The sequence below is a fragment of the Microcoleus sp. K1-B1 genome, assembly GCF_036704705.1.
Taxonomy (GTDB): domain Bacteria; phylum Cyanobacteriota; class Cyanobacteriia; order Cyanobacteriales; family Microcoleaceae; genus Microcoleus.
The window spans coordinates 84,980-101,282 of sequence record NZ_JAUBSH010000001.1 but is presented as its reverse complement, the minus strand read 5'-3'; the positions used below and the strand labels follow the sequence as shown (position 1 = coordinate 101,282).

Genomic DNA, 16,303 nt, shown 5'->3' with positions numbered 1-16,303 from the left:
ACCAAAAAAAGCGGCTCCGCTTGTCGCAGAACCGCCGTCACAGAGGATGAAAAATCAAAACTTAACGCACAGCGCCCTGTACTGAAGGTGATTCAATTGTTTTCATGAAGTACAGCTTCAACAACTGCCAGCCGTTCGACAGATACAAAGGCAATTTTTGGAAGAACTGCAAGAATTTCGGAGTATTAGAAGCAACAATTGCAGTCAACTTCTGATTGTTCTTGAGGCAAACATCCAGCCTTTCATAAAACTCGGGATTGTTCACGTCCAGCATGACGGGGAATACGCGGCCTGCTGTTTCGTTGGTCTTTTTAATCACTTCGATGTCGTATTCGCGAGCATCGAGACCGAGCGATCGATAAAAACCGGCGCGCTGGATATCATTGAGATACATTGTCGCGAACACTGACAGCAAGAAGAAACGGCACCAAAGCTTAGCACGCCAATCGTTCAACATCTGAGGCTGAGCTCTCATCACCGCATCGAAGAAATCTCCGTGGCGGTTTTCATCCTGACACCAATTTTCAAAGAATCGGAAAATCGGATAAATCTGGTCTTCAGGATGGGCTTTTAAGTGCTGATAAATCGTGATGTAGCGCCAATAACCGATCTTTTCAGACAAGTAAGTCGCGTAGAAAATAAACTTGGGCTTAAAGAATGTGTAACTGCGGCTCTTTGTCAAGAAACCCAAATCTAGGGACAAATTAAAGTCGGACAGGGCTTTGTTGAGGAATCCGGCGTGCCGCGCTTCGTCCCGCGACATCAGCAAGAAACCTTCGGCCAGCACTGGATTTTTGTCCTTGAGCTTGCGTGCCAATTCTTTGTAAAGCAAGAATCCAGAAAACTCTGCGGTGCAAGAGCGTTCCAGGAATTCAATGAACAACTGGCGCTTTTCGCCGTCGATGTGTTCCCAAGATTGATCGAACTCGGCATCACGCACGAAGTGGTTGCGGTTGTAGTCAACGCGGAACTCTTCAATAATTGCTTTTAGTTCGGCTTCATTTACCGAGATGTCCATTTTGGCCATCTCGTCAAAATCTGTTGTGTAAAATCTCGGCGTGAGAATAGTTTCTTTGGCTGGGGCTTTCACTCCCGGCCGCAGTTCTTCAAAAGTGGGTTTTTTGAGGGAATCTACCATATGTTTATTGGATTTCTGCTTATAACTACTCGCTTGTTTCCATTGTCGGGTACTGCGGGCGATCGCGCTCGTGTATGTCCGGCCAGCGCTGGCGGCGCGCTTCGTTTGGCGCTCCGTGTGGAATCCAGGTCTAAGCTGCTGTAATTTCCACGCCCTCCAGTTTACCAAGCTCTCGCCCACGCAAATATGTTGCTGGCGTTAAGAATTGCTACGCAAAATTACTCACTGGGCATGGGCATGGCGCATGGGGCATGGCGCATGGGGCATGGCGCATGGGGAATTGGGGAATTGGTAGTAAACAACCAATAACTTCGGACAATGCACAAATATCTGCTGGTGTCAAACTGTTCAAACACCCGATAGAAAGTACAAAATGTATAGAGGGACTCCAATTCTTAGAATAACCAGGCAGGACGGTCAGAAAATGAGCAATTTAGGTGTTAGTTACCTTTTATGGGCAGCTTGTTTTTTCGGCCCATTCGGACTCCACCGCCTCTACAACGGCAAGATTGGTACGGGTTTGCTGTGGCTGTTTACCTTTGGTTTGTTTGGGTTTGGGCAATTGTTTGACTTGCTGCTGCTGCCGAACATGGTGGACGAACGCAATGCCAGTCTCAGGGGCAAACTCGGCGTATCTCGCGAAGGTATACCGCTATATCCAGTCAGCGGGGCGATCGCCGCGACATATCCCAAGCAAACTCCAGACCAGTTAGGGGTTAAACTCCTGAAGGCAGCTTATACCAAGAACGGAAGATTATCTGTCACCCAAGGGGTGATGGCAACCGGCGCTACTTTTGCCGAAGTGCAAGAGGCTTTCACGGCAATGCTCAAAACAGGTTATGTGAGTATCGAGAACGATGCCGTAACTGGCGTCGTGATCTACCACTTTCACGAACTTTAGCTGCTGCGGGTGCGTTATGTAGGGGATTTTGTCTATTTTTCCAGAAGCTAATCGCTGACGCACCCTACTACTTGATATTGCTGGCCCAGCAGTTGTTGCGGTTTTTCGAGTAAGCATTGCTGGCAAAATCGGCTAGAATGTTTGTTTGTCTATATAAGCAAGCAGAAAGTATTTAGCGTCATGGCAGTCCCTAAGAAGAAAACCTCCAAATCCAAGAAGAATATGCGTAAGGCCACATGGAAGCGCAAAGCTGTAGTGGCAGCTCAGAAAGCTCTGTCTCTGGGCAAATCTGTTCTGACTGGGCGTTCCAACAGCTTCGTGTATCCCGGCAATGAAGAAGAGGAGGAAGAATAGAAACGGAATACCGGGCATGGGGCGAACCCGATGCCCGATCGATCAATCCTTTTTTGCTGCTGGTAAAATCAGCATGGCATCGCCAAAGGAATAAAAGCGGTACTGTTGCTCGATCGCTTCTCGGTACAAATCCAACAGCCGAGGCCTTCCAATCATCGCACTTACCATCATCATCAAAGTAGAGCGGGGCAAGTGAAAATTGGTAATCATCCCCTCTACAACCCGCCACTTGTAACCAGGGTAGATAAACAAATGGGTCGGGCCGCAAAAAGGTTGCAAGGAAAAATCGCCACTCGCGGCGGCGGCTCCCTCTAAAGCTCGCACTGCTGTTGTACCCACGGCAATGATCCGCCCGCCTCGGGCTTGAGTTTCCCGAATTTTCTCAACGGTGGCGGGGGGTACTTCCACCCATTCGCCGTGCATTTTGTGAGCCGTTACGTCTGCCACCTCCACTGGGCGAAACGTCCCTACTCCGACGTGTAAGGTGACAAAAGTTTTTTCGATTCCCCGCTGTTCCAAGCGGCTGAACAATTCTTCGGTGAAGTGCAGGCCTGCTGTGGGGGCAGCCACCGCCCCAAGCCGATCGGCATAAACAGTCTGGTACTGTTCCGCTGAAGCTTGGGAATTGTCGATGTAGGGCGGCAGGGGTACGTGGCCGTATTCGTCCAAAAACTTCACCAAATTCGCATCTGTGGGGATGTCAAACTCCAGCAGCCGTCCACCTGTTGCGTCGTCCCTCTCTATAACTGTCGCAGTCAATCGACGACGATCGGGCATCGTGGCATCGGGAAGGCAACAGCAAGGAGCTGTGGTAGAGTCCTCACAGGCAGGGGCGATGCGATCAAACTCAATTTTTGCTCCCAACTTTAAGCGTTTCCCCGGTTTAACCAAAGCCAGCCAACAGTTGTGCTGCCGTTCTTCCATCAACAATATCTCCACAGCCGGGCCGTTGGGTTTGTGCCCGTAGAGCCTCGCTGGCAGCACGCGGGTGTTGTTGAGTACCAGCAAGTCCCCAGGTTGCAGCAAATCGGGTAAATCCCTAAAAATCCGGTGTTGGTGGCTGCTGGGAGAATCTACAGCCAGCAAGCGAGAACTGTCCCTCGGCACTACGGGATTTTGGGCAATGCGCGAGGGCGGAAGTTCGTAGTCGTAGCCGTCCAAAGACCAGTCCATCTCTGTCATCAAGTGAATTCCTGTGCGATCGATCTGTCAACTGGGTAACAAATTGGGTAAAAACCCCCATCCAAAGTCGGGTGCTTTTCCCCTTGTGGTGGCGGGTATAGCCCGCGAGGATAGAGGTATAGCATCAGCTTTGCTCATAAGGATCGTTATGGAATACCTCTACTACATCGCCAATACTAGCCTTACTCTGAGAGTCGTGGATTACCTACGCACGGCTCATCATCTTCCCTTGCAATTTATCACTGTTATTCACCAAATTGACGGCTGGGTCGTAAAGGTGAAAATGAGCCAATATTTAACTCCCGAAATGCACGGGGATTTTCGGGCTTTTATGAATGAACTCGGGATTCCTTACGATCCTGAAATTCGCTTGCAAATGGCACTTTGGAGTTTGGAAACCGGACAGTCGCCACTGAGCGTGATGCGCCGCTACCAGGTGGCCGTGGTTTGTCACGGCAGCCCTGACCGTAAGGAAATTGAAGCGTTTCGCCAGCAGTTTGTCAAGGGTCTGGGATATTGCCCGGAAACTCTGGCCTAGATTGCTACGCATATAAATTAACTGTGATGACAGAACAGGAGAGGGAGAGAAGGGGAAAGCGGGAGAAGATTTAACGCTTTTTTCAGCTCCATTAAAGCTCAAGAGAGAAATGCGCGACAGCCTAGGCAAGTTAACAATTTAAAATTACCTAGTGACATTGCTTTGAGATTTTACCCTCTAAATTTTAATTATATATTTTTAATTGCTAAAAGCCGAGCGAATGTATTCTTGCAGGGTGAGTCGGTAGTTTCCTGCAACGGCGGATTGAGAGTGCGCTGCTGTTAATGGTGGTAATACTCGCTTAGTGTTTTGTTGTGAAGGTTCGCACCTGACTAAAGCCACATCAAAGCGACAAGAATTATTGGCTAAATCTGGATGAGTGCTTAAAAATATTTCGGCTGTTTGCCAAAGTTTGGCTTGTTTTGTGGTAGTAATAGCCAACATTCCACCAGCATCCCAATTTCCCCGGCGGCGAGTTTTCACCTCTACAAATGCTAATGTTTGGGAATGGGGAATGGGGAATGGGGAATGGGGAATGGGGAATGGGGAATTTTCGTTACCTCTGTTGATTTCGCTTTCTTCATCTCTTCCGAGTGCGATGATGTCAATTTCTCCCCAGCGACAGTGCCACTGCCGATGCAGGATTTCCCAACCTTGCTGCTGCAACCAGTCGGCGACTAAGTTTTCTCCCAATGTGCCGATATCCCTAGAGTTGGGCGATTGGGGGCAATTGGAGTCAGCCGTGGCGAGCTGGCGATCGCTCTTTCTGGTAGAATTCAATTCTGAACTGTCACGACTGCCCATTAGCTTGAACTTGTATGATGATTTCTCGAATTCGCCAACATATTTATACTTTCTTGCTGAGTTTTGTTATTTTAGCAGTAATTGCCGCTGGGGCGCTCGGCATTAATCCCGCACCTGCTTGGGCTTTGGATCACGACAAAGAAATCCTAGTCGGCGCTGATTTTACTGGCCAAGTTCTGACTGACGACAGCTTTAATAAAGCCAATCTTCGCAACAGCAATTTTACTAATGCAGATTTGCGGGGCGTCAGCTTTTTTGCTGCCAATATGGAAGAAGCAAATTTAGAAGGCGCTAATTTCACGGGTGCTACTTTAGATTTAGCTCGCATGATGAAAGCGAATTTAACTAATGCTATCCTTGAGGGTGCTTTCGCTTACAATACCAGGCTGGAAGGAGCTATTATTGACGGTGCTGATTTTACAGAGACACTGCTGCGAGACGATATGATAGAAAAACTTTGTAAAGTGGCAAAAGGTACTAATCCGGTGACGGGTAGAGATACTCGCGAAACTCTTTTTTGCGATTATTAAAAGGCTCGTTTAATAAAGGAATAAAGTCCTTAGTACAAACAAGCTTGTACTAAGGGCTTTCTTACTTATCTCAGTTAAAACAATGTAACCGCAGGCAAGATTCCAACATCTATCGAACGAGTCATCCCCCATCTAAAATCTAAAATCTAAAAGGGTATTAGCCCCAAGGTACGGATGTTAAATCGTAAAAATTAACTTGACGCAGCCGCTCTAATTCCGTGAGCCATTGTTGTTCGGCACATAATAGTTGGTAATATTCTATAGCCTCTTCGCCACTGCTAGCGGCCTTGGCTTTTTCCCACATATTGAGTGCAATCCGGCGGCGCTTCATGCTGATAATTTGCTCGATACAGGCGAGGGCAGATCTAATTACTAGAGGTGCGCGATAAACGTTTCTTTCTGAAAACTCATTTAAGTGAAATAAATGCGATATCTGATTGAGTTGATTTGGATATTCAATGAAGCTATCTTGCAACTTCAATATTAACTCAGAAGGCGCTATTTGTAAAGAGGTTTTGTGCAATATTTCTGCATTGACAATCTGATGCCACAAAAATCTGTGGTGAGAAAGGCTAAACTGCACGTCTCTAGCTTCTATTGCTTCTCTGACATCTTGGCGGTATTCGGGACAGTGCAAGTAAATCTGCAATAATTGCGCTTCTGCTTCTTCTAAAAGACTGCGAGCTACAGCAGCAGATAAACTTGATTTTGAGCTTTTGTTTTCGCCACTTGCACGCTGTTTTTTATATTGCGTGTGCCGCTTCAAATTCTTTCTAATTAACGGCGGAATTGTCAAAGATTCGTCTTGACTCAGCCTTTTACCCCAATCGCTAACTACTTGGTTTAACAGATTTTCTCTTAGTATTGGTTCCCGCTTAGATTCTTCTTTGCTTAGGATTTCCGCGCACTTTGAAAGGTAACGATGGAGTTGATTGTCGTCAGTAATATTAGTTAATAATTTAACAAATTTTTTGGTAACTTGCTGGTAAATATCGGTTTTTTTTAAATCTTGATTAACCAGCATTTGTTGCAGTTGCCAGTCGATCCAAAGCGGAGCATTTTCGAGCAATTCTCGATATTGTTCTGGGGAGTATGTTTTGAGATATTCGTCGGCATCTTTGCCGTCGGGAATGTTGAGAACCCGCAGTTGCACTTCTCCTTGATAAGCGAGTTTTTCTATTTCTCCAATAGCGCGTTCTGCAGCTTGAGTTCCTGCTTTGTCGGCGTCGAAGTTGAGGATAATTTGTTTGGAGTCAGTGTAGCGCAATAACTGCCGCACTTGGTTTAAACTTAAGGCTGTGCCGAGGGAAGCGACGGCGTTGGAGATACCGGCGGCCTGAAGTGCGATCGCATCAAAGTACCCCTCTACAACCACTGCGCGATCGGCTTTGCTAATGGCTGTTTTTGCTGTATCTAAGGCGAATAATGTTTTGCCTTTATCGAACAGTTCTGTTTCGGGAGAATTGAGGTATTTCGGCTGTTCGTCGCCGAGAGCTCGGCCGCCGAAACCGATGACTCTGCCTTGGGTATCGCGTATGGGAATCATAATGCGATTGCGGAAGCGATCGTAATAACCGCTGCCCCCATTTTTTCGGGGTACAATTAATCCAGCTTGTTCTACTAATTGCGCGGGATAGTTTTTCTGTTCTACTAAATAACTGTAAAGTGCTTCCCAACCTTGGGGTGCATAACCTAATTGAAATTGTTGGATAGTTTCTTCGCTTAGCTGGCGTTCTGATTTGAGATATGCTAAGGGTTCTTCTCCTTGGGTTTGTCGCAAAGCGTGTTCGTAAAAGTTGGCTGTTAGTGCTGAGATTTCATAGAGTTGTTCCCGCAGGGAAATTTGCCGCTGCAATTCTTGTCGGTGTTCTGGTTCGACTGTTTTGACGGGGACTTGATAATTTTTAGCTAATTCTAATACTACTTCGCTGAAAGGGCGTTTCTCCAATTCCATGAGAAACTTAAAAGCATTGCCGCCTGCACCGCAGCCGAAACAATAATACATTTGTTTGCCGGGACTGACAGTAAAGCTGGGAGATTTTTCGTCGTGAAAGGGACACAAACCTACGAATTCTTTCCCGCGTTTCCGCAAAACGACGCGACCGGAAATAACGTCTACTATGTCGGCTCTTTGTTTGACTTCTTCGATTGTTTCTGGATGCAGCCGGGGAACTTGCATAGAGCTATTTTAGGCAACTGGAAATTATGTTTATTTTGAGCGATCGCACTTTAGTAAAGCACAAAAGTGACTTTCAGGACTTGCACACAAAAACTCAAGCGTTCCGGTTTTTTGTACCAGGGCTGCTCGCTGTTAATATGTGTTTTCTTAAAAAAACCGGTTTCTCCGTAAGGCATAACTTTATTGTAAGATATTTACACTAACTGTAAGGAGCATCGAAAATAATGCGAATTTTAATGATGGGCGGTACTCGGTTTATTGGGGTTTATCTTACTAAGATTTTAGCAGCACAAGGACATGAAGTGGTGTTGTTTAACCGGGGCAACAAGCCTGTACCAGTTGCGGGCGTGAAACAGATTCAGGGCGATCGCACAAATGTCGAACAACTAAAAGAAAAGTTATCGACGGTCGAGTTTGACGCTGTTTTTGATAACAACGGCCGCGAACTCAGCGATACAAAGCCTTTGGCTGAAATATTTAAAGGGCGGGTGCAGCACTTTGTTTACATGAGCTCTGCGGGGGTTTATTTGAAGTCGGATCAAATGCCTCATGTTGAAGGGGACGCTACTGATCCTAAAAGCCGGCATTTGGGTAAATGCGAAACCGAAAATTACTTGGCCGAGTCCGGTTTGCCTTGGACTTCGATTCGCCCGACTTACATTTACGGCCCCCAAAATTATAACGATTTAGAGGCTTGGTTTTTCGATCGCATTGTGCGCGATCGACCGATTCCAATTCCCGGTAATGGAATGCACTTCACGCAGTTGGGGCACTGTCAGGATTTGGCTAAAGCAATGGCGGCGGTTTTGGGCAACTCTAGGGCGATCGGGCAAATTTACAACGTTTCGGGCGATCGATTTGTCACCTTTGACGGTTTAGCCCGCGCCTGCATTCAAGCAGCAGGCAAATCCCCTGATGCTATTAAGATTGTACACTACGATCCGAAACAATTTAACTTCGGCAAAAAGAAAGCTTTTCCGATGCGCTTGCAGCACTTTTTCGCTTCAGTGAATAAAGCTGTCACCGATCTTAACTGGCAGCCGGAATTTGACTTACTTTCTGGATTGAAAGATTCTTTTCAGAATGATTATGTAGTTTCGGGGCGGGATCAAGCCGAGATAGATTTTTCAGTCGATGACGAGATTTTGAAAGCCGTTTAAAGTAAAATTAAAGTATGGTGTGCAGCGCGCACCATACCAATGTCTAAGGAGAAAAATAACATGAAATTTATCAATCCCAAAATTGATTTTGCATTCAAGAAAATATTTGGCTCCAGCCAAAGCACAGAGATTTTGATTAGTTTCTTAAATGCCCTACTCTATGAAGGAGAATCCATAATTCAAAGCTTGGAAATCCTCGATCCTTATCTTGGCCCTCAAGTAGCTGGAGCTAAAAATAGTTACTTAGATGTCAAAGCGCTACTTAATAATGGCACATTTGTGATTATTGAAATGCAAGTTTTGAAAGTGCAGGCATTTGGCAAGCGAGTTTTATACAATGCAGCAAAAACTTATGCACTGCAACTAACAAGAGGAGAATTATACAAAGAATTGCGACCTGTGATTGCTTTGAAGATCACAGATTTTGAAATGTTTAGTGGACATGACGATGTAATTTCTCATTTTGTGTTCAAAGAAAAAAAACGTTTGTCTGATTATATACAAAATGACATTGAGTTAGTATTTGTAGAGTTGCCAAAATTCAAAAAAGAATTGGAGCAATTGGAAAATATTACTGACAAGTGGATTTACTTTATCAAAACCACGGGCACTTTGGATGAAGTACCTCAAACAATGGCCACAGTACCGCAAATTCAGAAAGCTTTTGAAATTGCCAATGAAGTGAGTTTGACACTGGAGGAATTGAACACGTTACAGCAGCAAGAGTTCTTTGCTCAAGATCAGCAGAGTTCCGTGGCTTTAGGCAGGGAAGAAGGCAGACAAGAAGGCAGACAAGAAGGCAGACAAGAAGCACAAATAGAGTTAACTATGCTTTCGCTGAATCGCCTTTTAGGTCAACTAAACCCCGATATAGAAAGGCGTATTCAGCAGTTATCGAGCGACAAATTAGAAAGTTTAGTAAACGCATTATGGGGTTTTTCAAACTTGGAAGAGTTGAGTAATTGGTTGGAAGATAATTCTCAATAAGTTGATAACGCACCCTACCAGTTAAATAAAAGTAAGGTGCGTAGTTCACAGACTAGGAAATATTAGGTAAATCTCATGCTTGGAATCACACTCAGCAGTCGCTACAGTATTATCCGTCACTTGGGAGGCGGCGGATTTGCTCAAACTTACTTAGCTGAAGATAAGCAGCTACCAGGCAATCACCTCTGCGTCGTCAAGCAGCTTAAACCTCACGCAACTGATCCCGAAACTCTACAGGTAGCAAGACGTTTATTTGATACTGAAGCACAAGTTTTGTACAAGTTGGGAAATCACGATCGCATTCCCAGACTTTTTGCTTTTTTTGAAGAGAATCAAGAGTTTTACCTAGTTCAAGAATTTATAGAAGGCCACGATTTAAGTCACGAAATTACGTCAGTTGTTCCGGGCACAGCAGGAGTCATGCAGGAAGATGCAGTGATTTGTATATTGGAGGAACTTCTCGAAATTTTAGACTTTGTACACCAGCAAAATGTGATTCACCGCGATGTCAATCCCCGCAATATCCTCCGCAGAGATAGAGACGGAAAATTAGTTTTAATTGACTTCGGCGCAGTCAAAGAAATTACTACTCAAATCACCAATCCTCAGCCCAAGAATAGCTTGAGTGTCAGCATCGGTACTCCCGGTTATATGCCCAGTGAACAAGCTCACGGCAACCCGAAACTCAGCAGCGATATCTATGCCGTCGGTGCGATCGCAATTCAGTTCCTCACTGGCATAAATCCTCACCAAATGCCAAAAGACCCCGATACAGAGGAAATTATTTGGCAGGACAAAACATCAGTCAGTCCTGAATTTGCGACTATTTTAGATAAGATGGTAAAGTACGATTTTCGGCAACGTTATTCTAGTGCCGGCGAAACGCTGCAAGCTATTAAAGAATTGAAAAATTCTTTCAGCGGTACAGTTCCTGTATTGCCTCCGGTGGCTGCTGCGAAGATGCCGCTCAAATCTCGAAAAAAACTGTATTTAAAAATATTGTCGATCACCAGTTTAATTGGCATCAGTATTATAGCATCAATTTATGGTGTAAACACGTTTAACTCTGCAAATGCAACTGACCTGTACAACAGAGGCAATACTCTTTACAATTTAAACCGATTTGAAGAAGCTCTGGCAGTTTATGAGCGAGCAATAACTCTCAGGCATGACTACGCGGAAGTTTGGCAGGAAAAAGCCAAAACTTTATATGAATTGAAAAAATATCGAGAATCGCAGTCAGCTTATGATAAAGCCATAGAATTAAAGCCGGAATACTTGGAAGCTTGGACGGGACGCGGTTATGCTTTGGAGAAGTTGCAACAGTCTCAAGAGGCGATCGCATCTTTTGATAACGCTTTGAAAATCCAGCCCGACTATGCCGCATCGTGGGAAGGCAGAGGCGATGTTCTCTTAGATTCGCAGCGGTACGAAGAGGCGATCGTCTCCTACGAAAAAGCTGTAAAATTTCAGCCCAATTTGTACGGTGCTTGGTACAATCGGGGACAAGCTTACCAAAAATTAAAACAGTACGATCGAGCCGTTGAATCCTATCAAAAAGCCGTTGAAATCAAATTCGATAATTATGAAGCTTGGTACAACTTAGGCAATGTTTTCCTAGAATTAAACAAAAACCAAGAAGCTTTTGAAGCCTACGAAAAAGCCGTGCGGTTTCAGCCCAATTTTTATCAAGGGTGGTACAGTAAAGGCATCGCTTTGCTGAAAATGCGGAGGCATGAACAAGCGGTAGAAGCTTACGAAAAAGCTGTCAAATTAAAACCTGATTATTATCAAGCATGGTACAATTTAGGTTGGTCATATCACGAATTACGCAAGTACGAACAAGCAATTGAGTGTTATAACAGAGCCTTAGATTTAAACCCGAAAGAATATCAAGCGTGGTACAATAGAGGCAATGCTCAGTCCAATTTAAAGCGGTACGAAGATGCGCTTGTCTCTTACAATGAAGCTGTCTATGTCAAGCCTGACTACTCGGAAGCCTGGTACAGCCGCGGCAATGCACTGGTGGCGGTAAAAAGATACGAAGATGCGATCGCCTCCTATGACAAAGCAATTCGCTACAAACCGGATTACCGAGCCGCAATGGAAGCAAAAAAGCGGGCCGAAAGTCAGCTAGGAAGCAGCCCGCTAGAGTATCAACAACAACAATAATTGTTATTAGTCCCCCTCTGCTAGGACGAGAGTTTGTGTAGTAGCGATTTCACGCTCCGAATTATCGTGGGGGTAGGTTATCTTTTAGCGAACAGCGGGAGCAATTACGGTAACTCGGCGGCTGTCTACTAACATCGGCCAAAAACCTCGATCGCTCAATGCTTTTACCGCAGCAGTAGCGGCGTTTTGATCCGTTGTATAAGCGACGAATAAAAAGGGACGCTGGCCGTAGGAAGCTAAGCCTACTTGCGTGCCTAATGCTTGTCTGACTTGGGCTGCTAATTCCGGTTGGTTGAAGTAATCTACTAACACTGCATAACCAGGGCCGAGGGGTTGGGGATTAAAGTCAAGATTTCCGGTTGCAGGATTGGTGGTTGGTTCAAAACCTGGTGCTGGCTGAGGGTTGTAGACTGGCAAATTTTGGGGTAGTGCCGCTGCGGGCGATCGTACTACGTAAGCTTGCAATCCGACAACATCTTCGATGTATTTAACCCAATCGCTGGCGATTTGCGAGTCGCGAAAGCCACCAACTCGCGTCACCGTGTCATTGATGTACCGACACACTGTGTTGTTAGTATTTCCAGGAAAAGAGCGTTTTGCTCTTTCTTGCTGTTCGGGTGTTTGGGTGACAATTAACAGTAGATATTCATCGGGCTGGGGCGGTTGGCAGCTCGACTGAGCTTTAACAGAACTCGATAAAATTGTCAATACCAAAAGGGCGAGCGAAGTAGCAGAAAATAGGGGGAGAGACAAAATAAATTTGTACAATTTACCCCTAATTGTTGTTAGTTGTTTGGTCGGATATTTGGCTATTTTAGTCATGCTGTCTGTAGGGATGCGAGGGCATCGGGAATAGTTGCTGACGGTGCTTGAAATTCACCTGTCAGTACATATTCTAAGCGCAGTTTCAACCAGGTGATGAAGACTGGATCGGTAGAAATAATAGCGGCGGCTGGCTGAGGGCATTTTGCTTTAACTTCTGCCATTGTCGGTGCTTCTAGGAAAGCGGGCTGTTTGACCAACCAGAAGTCTATTTGTTTTTCTTGTTCGTTGTAGTTGCGAGTTCTTTCTTTAAACACTTCATCTAGGGCTTCTTCTAGCAAAAAGCGTTGGCTGGCTAAAACGTAGTAGTAGGTTTGCATTTTTCTCGGTTGTTAGAGGTTGACGGTTAGCGGTTAATGCCGCCTGTATCGGCCAGTTTTGCTGGTCAGGGGCGGGTTTGCCGAGTTGCGGCAGTTGGAGAGTTCTAGACTCTTGTGCCGTTTACTTTACCTTATTTGCTGTCATCTTGGGTAGATGCAGAGCAAGTCGCCTCAGAAAAATCTTTGGTGGCGAGAGTTGGGGGAGTTGTGAGAGTTGCGAGAGTTGCTGGTTTTTTGGGGATTTGGGCGATTATTTTTCGAGCTGGTGATTTTTTGGAAAATTTAGGTGACAATAGGAAATTAGATGGAATTGCAGGTTGAATAATTACCAATTATTGAGGCAATCTGGGGGCTGTTAAACCTGATTTCGAGTGATTTGCATCTGAAAACACTTGAGAGAGTTTTTGATTGCTAACCCTAAAAAAAGGCTTTCATCGCGCTCGATCTGCCTGCGTGAAAATCAAGGGTTTGTGACTACTACCTAAAAACAGTCCTGACTATTGTATTAAAAATGTAAAATGTGTGGATTGATTTCCTCTCGCCGGAATAGCGATCGCCCCGCTGTCACTTCCGCCATCCCGCCAAAAGCGATCGCCCTTCGCCCCTGCTCAAATAAGCTCAACAAATCAGCTAAATTTGTTGCCCACCGAATGCAGCCAAAGGCTAAACTAATCTAAGTTTTACCATATAATTTTCTCCCCGTTCATGAACATCGCTTATTTAGTCAACCAATATCCCAAAGTCAGCCACAGCTTTGTCCGCAGAGAAGTGCTAGCCGTTGAAAAATGTGGCATGAAAGTCGCACGTTTTTCGATCCGCTCCTGCGAGTCAGAACTCGTTGATGAAGCCGACAAACTAGAGCAAGAATCGACTAAAGTAATCTTAGGAGTTGGTGTACAGGGGTTAGCGTGGGGTTTGCTGCGCGTTGCTGCAACTAGACCCATTCGATTCATCGAAGCTGTGCGGTTAATGTTCAAAGTTGGCTGGCACTCGGAACGGGGGATTTTGCTGCATCTAGCTTATTTAGCAGAAGCTTGCATTCTTTTAAATTGGTTTGCAGAATCCGGTACAGCACACGTTCACGCTCACTTCGGGACAAATTCCACAACAGTCGCAATGCTGTGCCGCGTGCTTGGCGGCCCGACTTACAGTTTCACGGTTCACGGCCCTGAAGAATTTGATAAAGCGACACTTCTTTCCTTAGACGAAAAAATTAAACGATCGACCTTTGTAGCAGCAGTTAGTTCCTTCGGTAAAAGTCAGCTTTTTCGGTGGTGCGATCGAACTTTTTGGTCAAAAATTCACGTCATACACTGCGGCCTAGATGCTGCATTTTTAGCTGCACCCTACGTCCCCATCCCCGCAGCACCCCGCTTAGCTTGCATTGGCAGACTCAGCGAACAAAAAGGTCATTTGTTATTGCTAGAAGCTGCTAACTTGCTAGCAGTTCAAGGCTTAGAGTTTAAGTTGGTACTCGTAGGAGACGGGCCGCTGCGATCGGATATTGAAAAGCAGATTCTGCAACTCGGCCTGCAAAACCATATAGAAATTACCGGGTGGGCCAGTGGCGATCGAGTTCAGCAAGAGATTTTAGCTTCACGGGCAATGGTATTGCCTAGTTTTGCTGAAGGTTTGCCCGTCGTAATTATGGAAGCCCTCGCTCTCAATCGGCCCGTAATTAGCACTTATGTTGCTGGCATCCCGGAACTCGTAGAACCCGGTGTTTGCGGTTGGTTAGTTCCTCCCGGTTCCGCAGAAGCATTAGCCGTAGCGATGCGCGCGGTATTGGAAGCACCTCTAGAAAAACTAGAACAAATGGGGAAAACAGGAGCAGAACGGGTTGCTCAACAACACAATGTTGATTTAGAGGCAAAAAAATTAGTCGCGCTGTTTGAGAGTGCTTGAGAATGGTGCAAAACCTATTGATTAACTGACATCTTGCACCATTATTAATAAGTCTTTCAAGGGCGGGCAGGATGCCCAAACCCTACTCCCCACAGGAAAATTAATTGTTTGTGGAACAGGCATCTTGCCTGTTCCTTTAATTAAGCTGTAATTCTTTATTGTTTGTGGAACAGGCATCTTGCCTGTTCCTTTAATTAAGCTGTAATTGTTTGTGGAACAGGCATCTTGCCTGTTCCTTTAATTAAGCTGTAATTCTTTATTGTTTGTGGAACAGGCATCTTGCCTGTTCCTTTAATTAAGCTGTAATTGTTTGTGGAACGGGCATCTTGCCCGTTCCTTTAATTAAAGCCACCTACTTACAAACTTTTTAAGGAATAGGAACTGATCGCAACAACTTGTCAACAATCGTCTTAGCCCTCCTTCCCCCCGCCGGAATCAACCGGTGAGACAGTACGTGCGGCGCCAAATATTTCACATCATCCGGGGTAGCAAAATCCCGGCCCTCCATAAACGCCAATGCCTGGGACGCCCGGTGCAAAGCCACCGCACCCCGGGGACTCACCCCCAGAGTAATCTCCTCATCCTCCCGCGTCGATCGCACCAAATCCACAATATACTGTTTCAAAGAGCCTTCCACCTTCACACCAGCGCACAAACGACGCAATTCCTGCACTTCTTCCAAAGAAATACAAGGCTGCAAATCTTCAACAGCAAAACTATCAGAAAGCCGTTCCAACATTTGCAACTCTTCCAACGCAGCGGGATAGCCCAAAGTCAAAGACAAAGTAAACCGATCCATCTGCGCTTCCGGCAGCGGAAAAGTGCCTTGATATTCGATCGGGTTCTGAGTCGCAATCACAAAAAACGGCGCCGGAACATTCCGAGAAACTCCATCTACTGTCACCTGCTTTTCTTCCATCACTTCCAGCAAAGCTGACTGAGTTCGCGGTGTCGCCCGATTGATTTCATCAGCAAGCAAAACATTAGCAAAAACTGGGCCGGGCAAAAACTCAAACTTCCCGCTGCTAGGATTCCAAATATTGGTACCCGTGATATCCGTTGGCAACAAATCGGGAGTACACTGAATCCGCTGAAACTTCCCATCGATTGATCGCGCCAAAGACTTCGCCAGCAGCGTTTTTCCCACACCCGGCACGTCTTCCAGCAGCGCGTGTCCGCCCGAAAGCACCGCTACCAGCACTAAGCGAATAGCATCCGCTTTGCCGACCATAGTTTTGCCTAGATTTTGTTTGAGTCGCTCAATATGTTGTCTCATATCCCTGATTTCTAATTGTTAATTGCTAATTGCTA

The 16,303-nt window shown here is 45.6% G+C and carries 16 protein-coding genes; 9 read left to right on the top strand and 7 right to left on the bottom strand.

The window, feature by feature from the left end; all coding sequences use genetic code 11:
- Nucleotides 1-61 precede the first annotated feature (61 nt).
- The gene (gene acsF, locus QUA83_RS00425; protein ID WP_333182559.1) at nt 62-1,138 is read right to left on the bottom strand and encodes a magnesium-protoporphyrin IX monomethyl ester (oxidative) cyclase; all 1,077 of its coding nucleotides are present in this window, start codon (nt 1,136-1,138) and stop codon (nt 62-64) included.
- Nucleotides 1,139-1,562: 424 nt separating this feature from the next.
- On the opposite strand from acsF, the gene QUA83_RS00420 reads away from it, so the two are divergent.
- Both QUA83_RS00420 and rpmF read left to right on the top strand, forming a co-directional pair.
- On the top strand, nt 1,563-2,039 hold the full coding sequence (locus QUA83_RS00420) for a TM2 domain-containing protein (RefSeq protein WP_333290836.1): 477 nt from the start codon (nt 1,563-1,565) through the stop codon (nt 2,037-2,039).
- Nucleotides 2,040-2,219: 180 nt separating this feature from the next.
- A complete protein-coding gene (rpmF, locus tag QUA83_RS00415; RefSeq protein WP_006632406.1) occupies nt 2,220-2,393 on the top strand; it encodes a 50S ribosomal protein L32 in 174 nt (57 codons plus the stop codon).
- A gap of 42 nt (nt 2,394-2,435) precedes the next feature.
- Here rpmF and queA read toward each other — a convergent pair whose 3' ends face one another.
- On the bottom strand, nt 2,436-3,575 hold the full coding sequence (gene queA, locus QUA83_RS00410) for a tRNA preQ1(34) S-adenosylmethionine ribosyltransferase-isomerase QueA (RefSeq protein ID WP_333290835.1): 1,140 nt from the start codon (nt 3,573-3,575) through the stop codon (nt 2,436-2,438).
- Between the two features lie 148 nt (nt 3,576-3,723).
- Between queA and QUA83_RS00405 the strand changes: the two genes are divergently transcribed.
- Nucleotides 3,724-4,113, top strand: a complete 390-nt coding sequence (locus tag QUA83_RS00405; RefSeq protein WP_006632408.1) for a hypothetical protein — start codon at nt 3,724-3,726, stop codon at nt 4,111-4,113.
- Nucleotides 4,114-4,311: 198 nt separating this feature from the next.
- Here the strand turns inward: QUA83_RS00405 and QUA83_RS00400 are convergent, their stop codons facing one another.
- Nucleotides 4,312-4,917, bottom strand: coding sequence for a YraN family protein (locus QUA83_RS00400; RefSeq protein WP_333290834.1), 606 nt, complete (start codon nt 4,915-4,917; stop codon nt 4,312-4,314).
- 14 nt (nt 4,918-4,931) lie between these two features.
- Between QUA83_RS00400 and QUA83_RS00395 the strand changes: the two genes are divergently transcribed.
- The gene (locus QUA83_RS00395) at nt 4,932-5,447 is read left to right on the top strand and encodes a pentapeptide repeat-containing protein (protein WP_333290833.1); all 516 of its coding nucleotides are present in this window, start codon (nt 4,932-4,934) and stop codon (nt 5,445-5,447) included.
- Between the two features lie 157 nt (nt 5,448-5,604).
- Here QUA83_RS00395 and dnaG read toward each other — a convergent pair whose 3' ends face one another.
- Nucleotides 5,605-7,626, bottom strand: a complete 2,022-nt coding sequence (dnaG, locus tag QUA83_RS00390; RefSeq protein WP_333290832.1) for a DNA primase — start codon at nt 7,624-7,626, stop codon at nt 5,605-5,607.
- Nucleotides 7,627-7,850: 224 nt separating this feature from the next.
- Between dnaG and QUA83_RS00385 the strand changes: the two genes are divergently transcribed.
- From QUA83_RS00385 to QUA83_RS00375, 3 genes are all read left to right on the top strand, one after another.
- Nucleotides 7,851-8,786, top strand: coding sequence for an NAD-dependent epimerase/dehydratase family protein (locus QUA83_RS00385; protein WP_333290831.1), 936 nt, complete (start codon nt 7,851-7,853; stop codon nt 8,784-8,786).
- 60 nt (nt 8,787-8,846) lie between these two features.
- Nucleotides 8,847-9,773 carry an Rpn family recombination-promoting nuclease/putative transposase gene (locus QUA83_RS00380; RefSeq protein WP_333290830.1) on the top strand — a complete coding sequence of 309 codons (927 nt, stop codon included), beginning with the start codon at nt 8,847-8,849 and terminating at the stop codon, nt 9,771-9,773.
- A 75-nt stretch (nt 9,774-9,848) separates the two neighbouring features.
- Complete coding sequence (locus tag QUA83_RS00375; RefSeq protein ID WP_333290829.1) at nt 9,849-11,945, top strand: tetratricopeptide repeat protein; 2,097 nt, start codon at nt 9,849-9,851, stop codon at nt 11,943-11,945.
- 84 nt (nt 11,946-12,029) lie between these two features.
- Here the strand turns inward: QUA83_RS00375 and QUA83_RS00370 are convergent, their stop codons facing one another.
- Together QUA83_RS00370 and QUA83_RS00365 are read right to left on the bottom strand one after the other, a co-directional pair.
- Nucleotides 12,030-12,767 carry a hypothetical protein gene (locus QUA83_RS00370; RefSeq protein ID WP_333290828.1) on the bottom strand — a complete coding sequence of 246 codons (738 nt, stop codon included), beginning with the start codon at nt 12,765-12,767 and terminating at the stop codon, nt 12,030-12,032.
- The gene (locus QUA83_RS00365; protein ID WP_333290827.1) at nt 12,764-13,087 is read right to left on the bottom strand and encodes an MgPME-cyclase complex family protein; all 324 of its coding nucleotides are present in this window, start codon (nt 13,085-13,087) and stop codon (nt 12,764-12,766) included. The genes QUA83_RS00370 and QUA83_RS00365 overlap by 4 nt, the downstream gene beginning before the upstream one ends.
- Nucleotides 13,088-13,201: 114 nt before the next feature.
- Between QUA83_RS00365 and QUA83_RS00360 the strand changes: the two genes are divergently transcribed.
- Both QUA83_RS00360 and QUA83_RS00355 read left to right on the top strand, forming a co-directional pair.
- Nucleotides 13,202-13,408 (top strand): hypothetical protein, encoded by a 207-nt coding sequence (locus QUA83_RS00360; protein WP_333290826.1) that lies wholly within the window; start codon nt 13,202-13,204, stop codon nt 13,406-13,408.
- 384 nt (nt 13,409-13,792) lie between these two features.
- The gene (locus tag QUA83_RS00355) at nt 13,793-14,992 is read left to right on the top strand and encodes a glycosyltransferase (protein WP_333290825.1); all 1,200 of its coding nucleotides are present in this window, start codon (nt 13,793-13,795) and stop codon (nt 14,990-14,992) included.
- Nucleotides 14,993-15,359: 367 nt separating this feature from the next.
- Here the strand turns inward: QUA83_RS00355 and QUA83_RS00350 are convergent, their stop codons facing one another.
- On the bottom strand, nt 15,360-16,268 hold the full coding sequence (locus QUA83_RS00350) for a MoxR family ATPase (protein ID WP_333290824.1): 909 nt from the start codon (nt 16,266-16,268) through the stop codon (nt 15,360-15,362).
- Nucleotides 16,269-16,303: the final 35 nt, after the last annotated feature.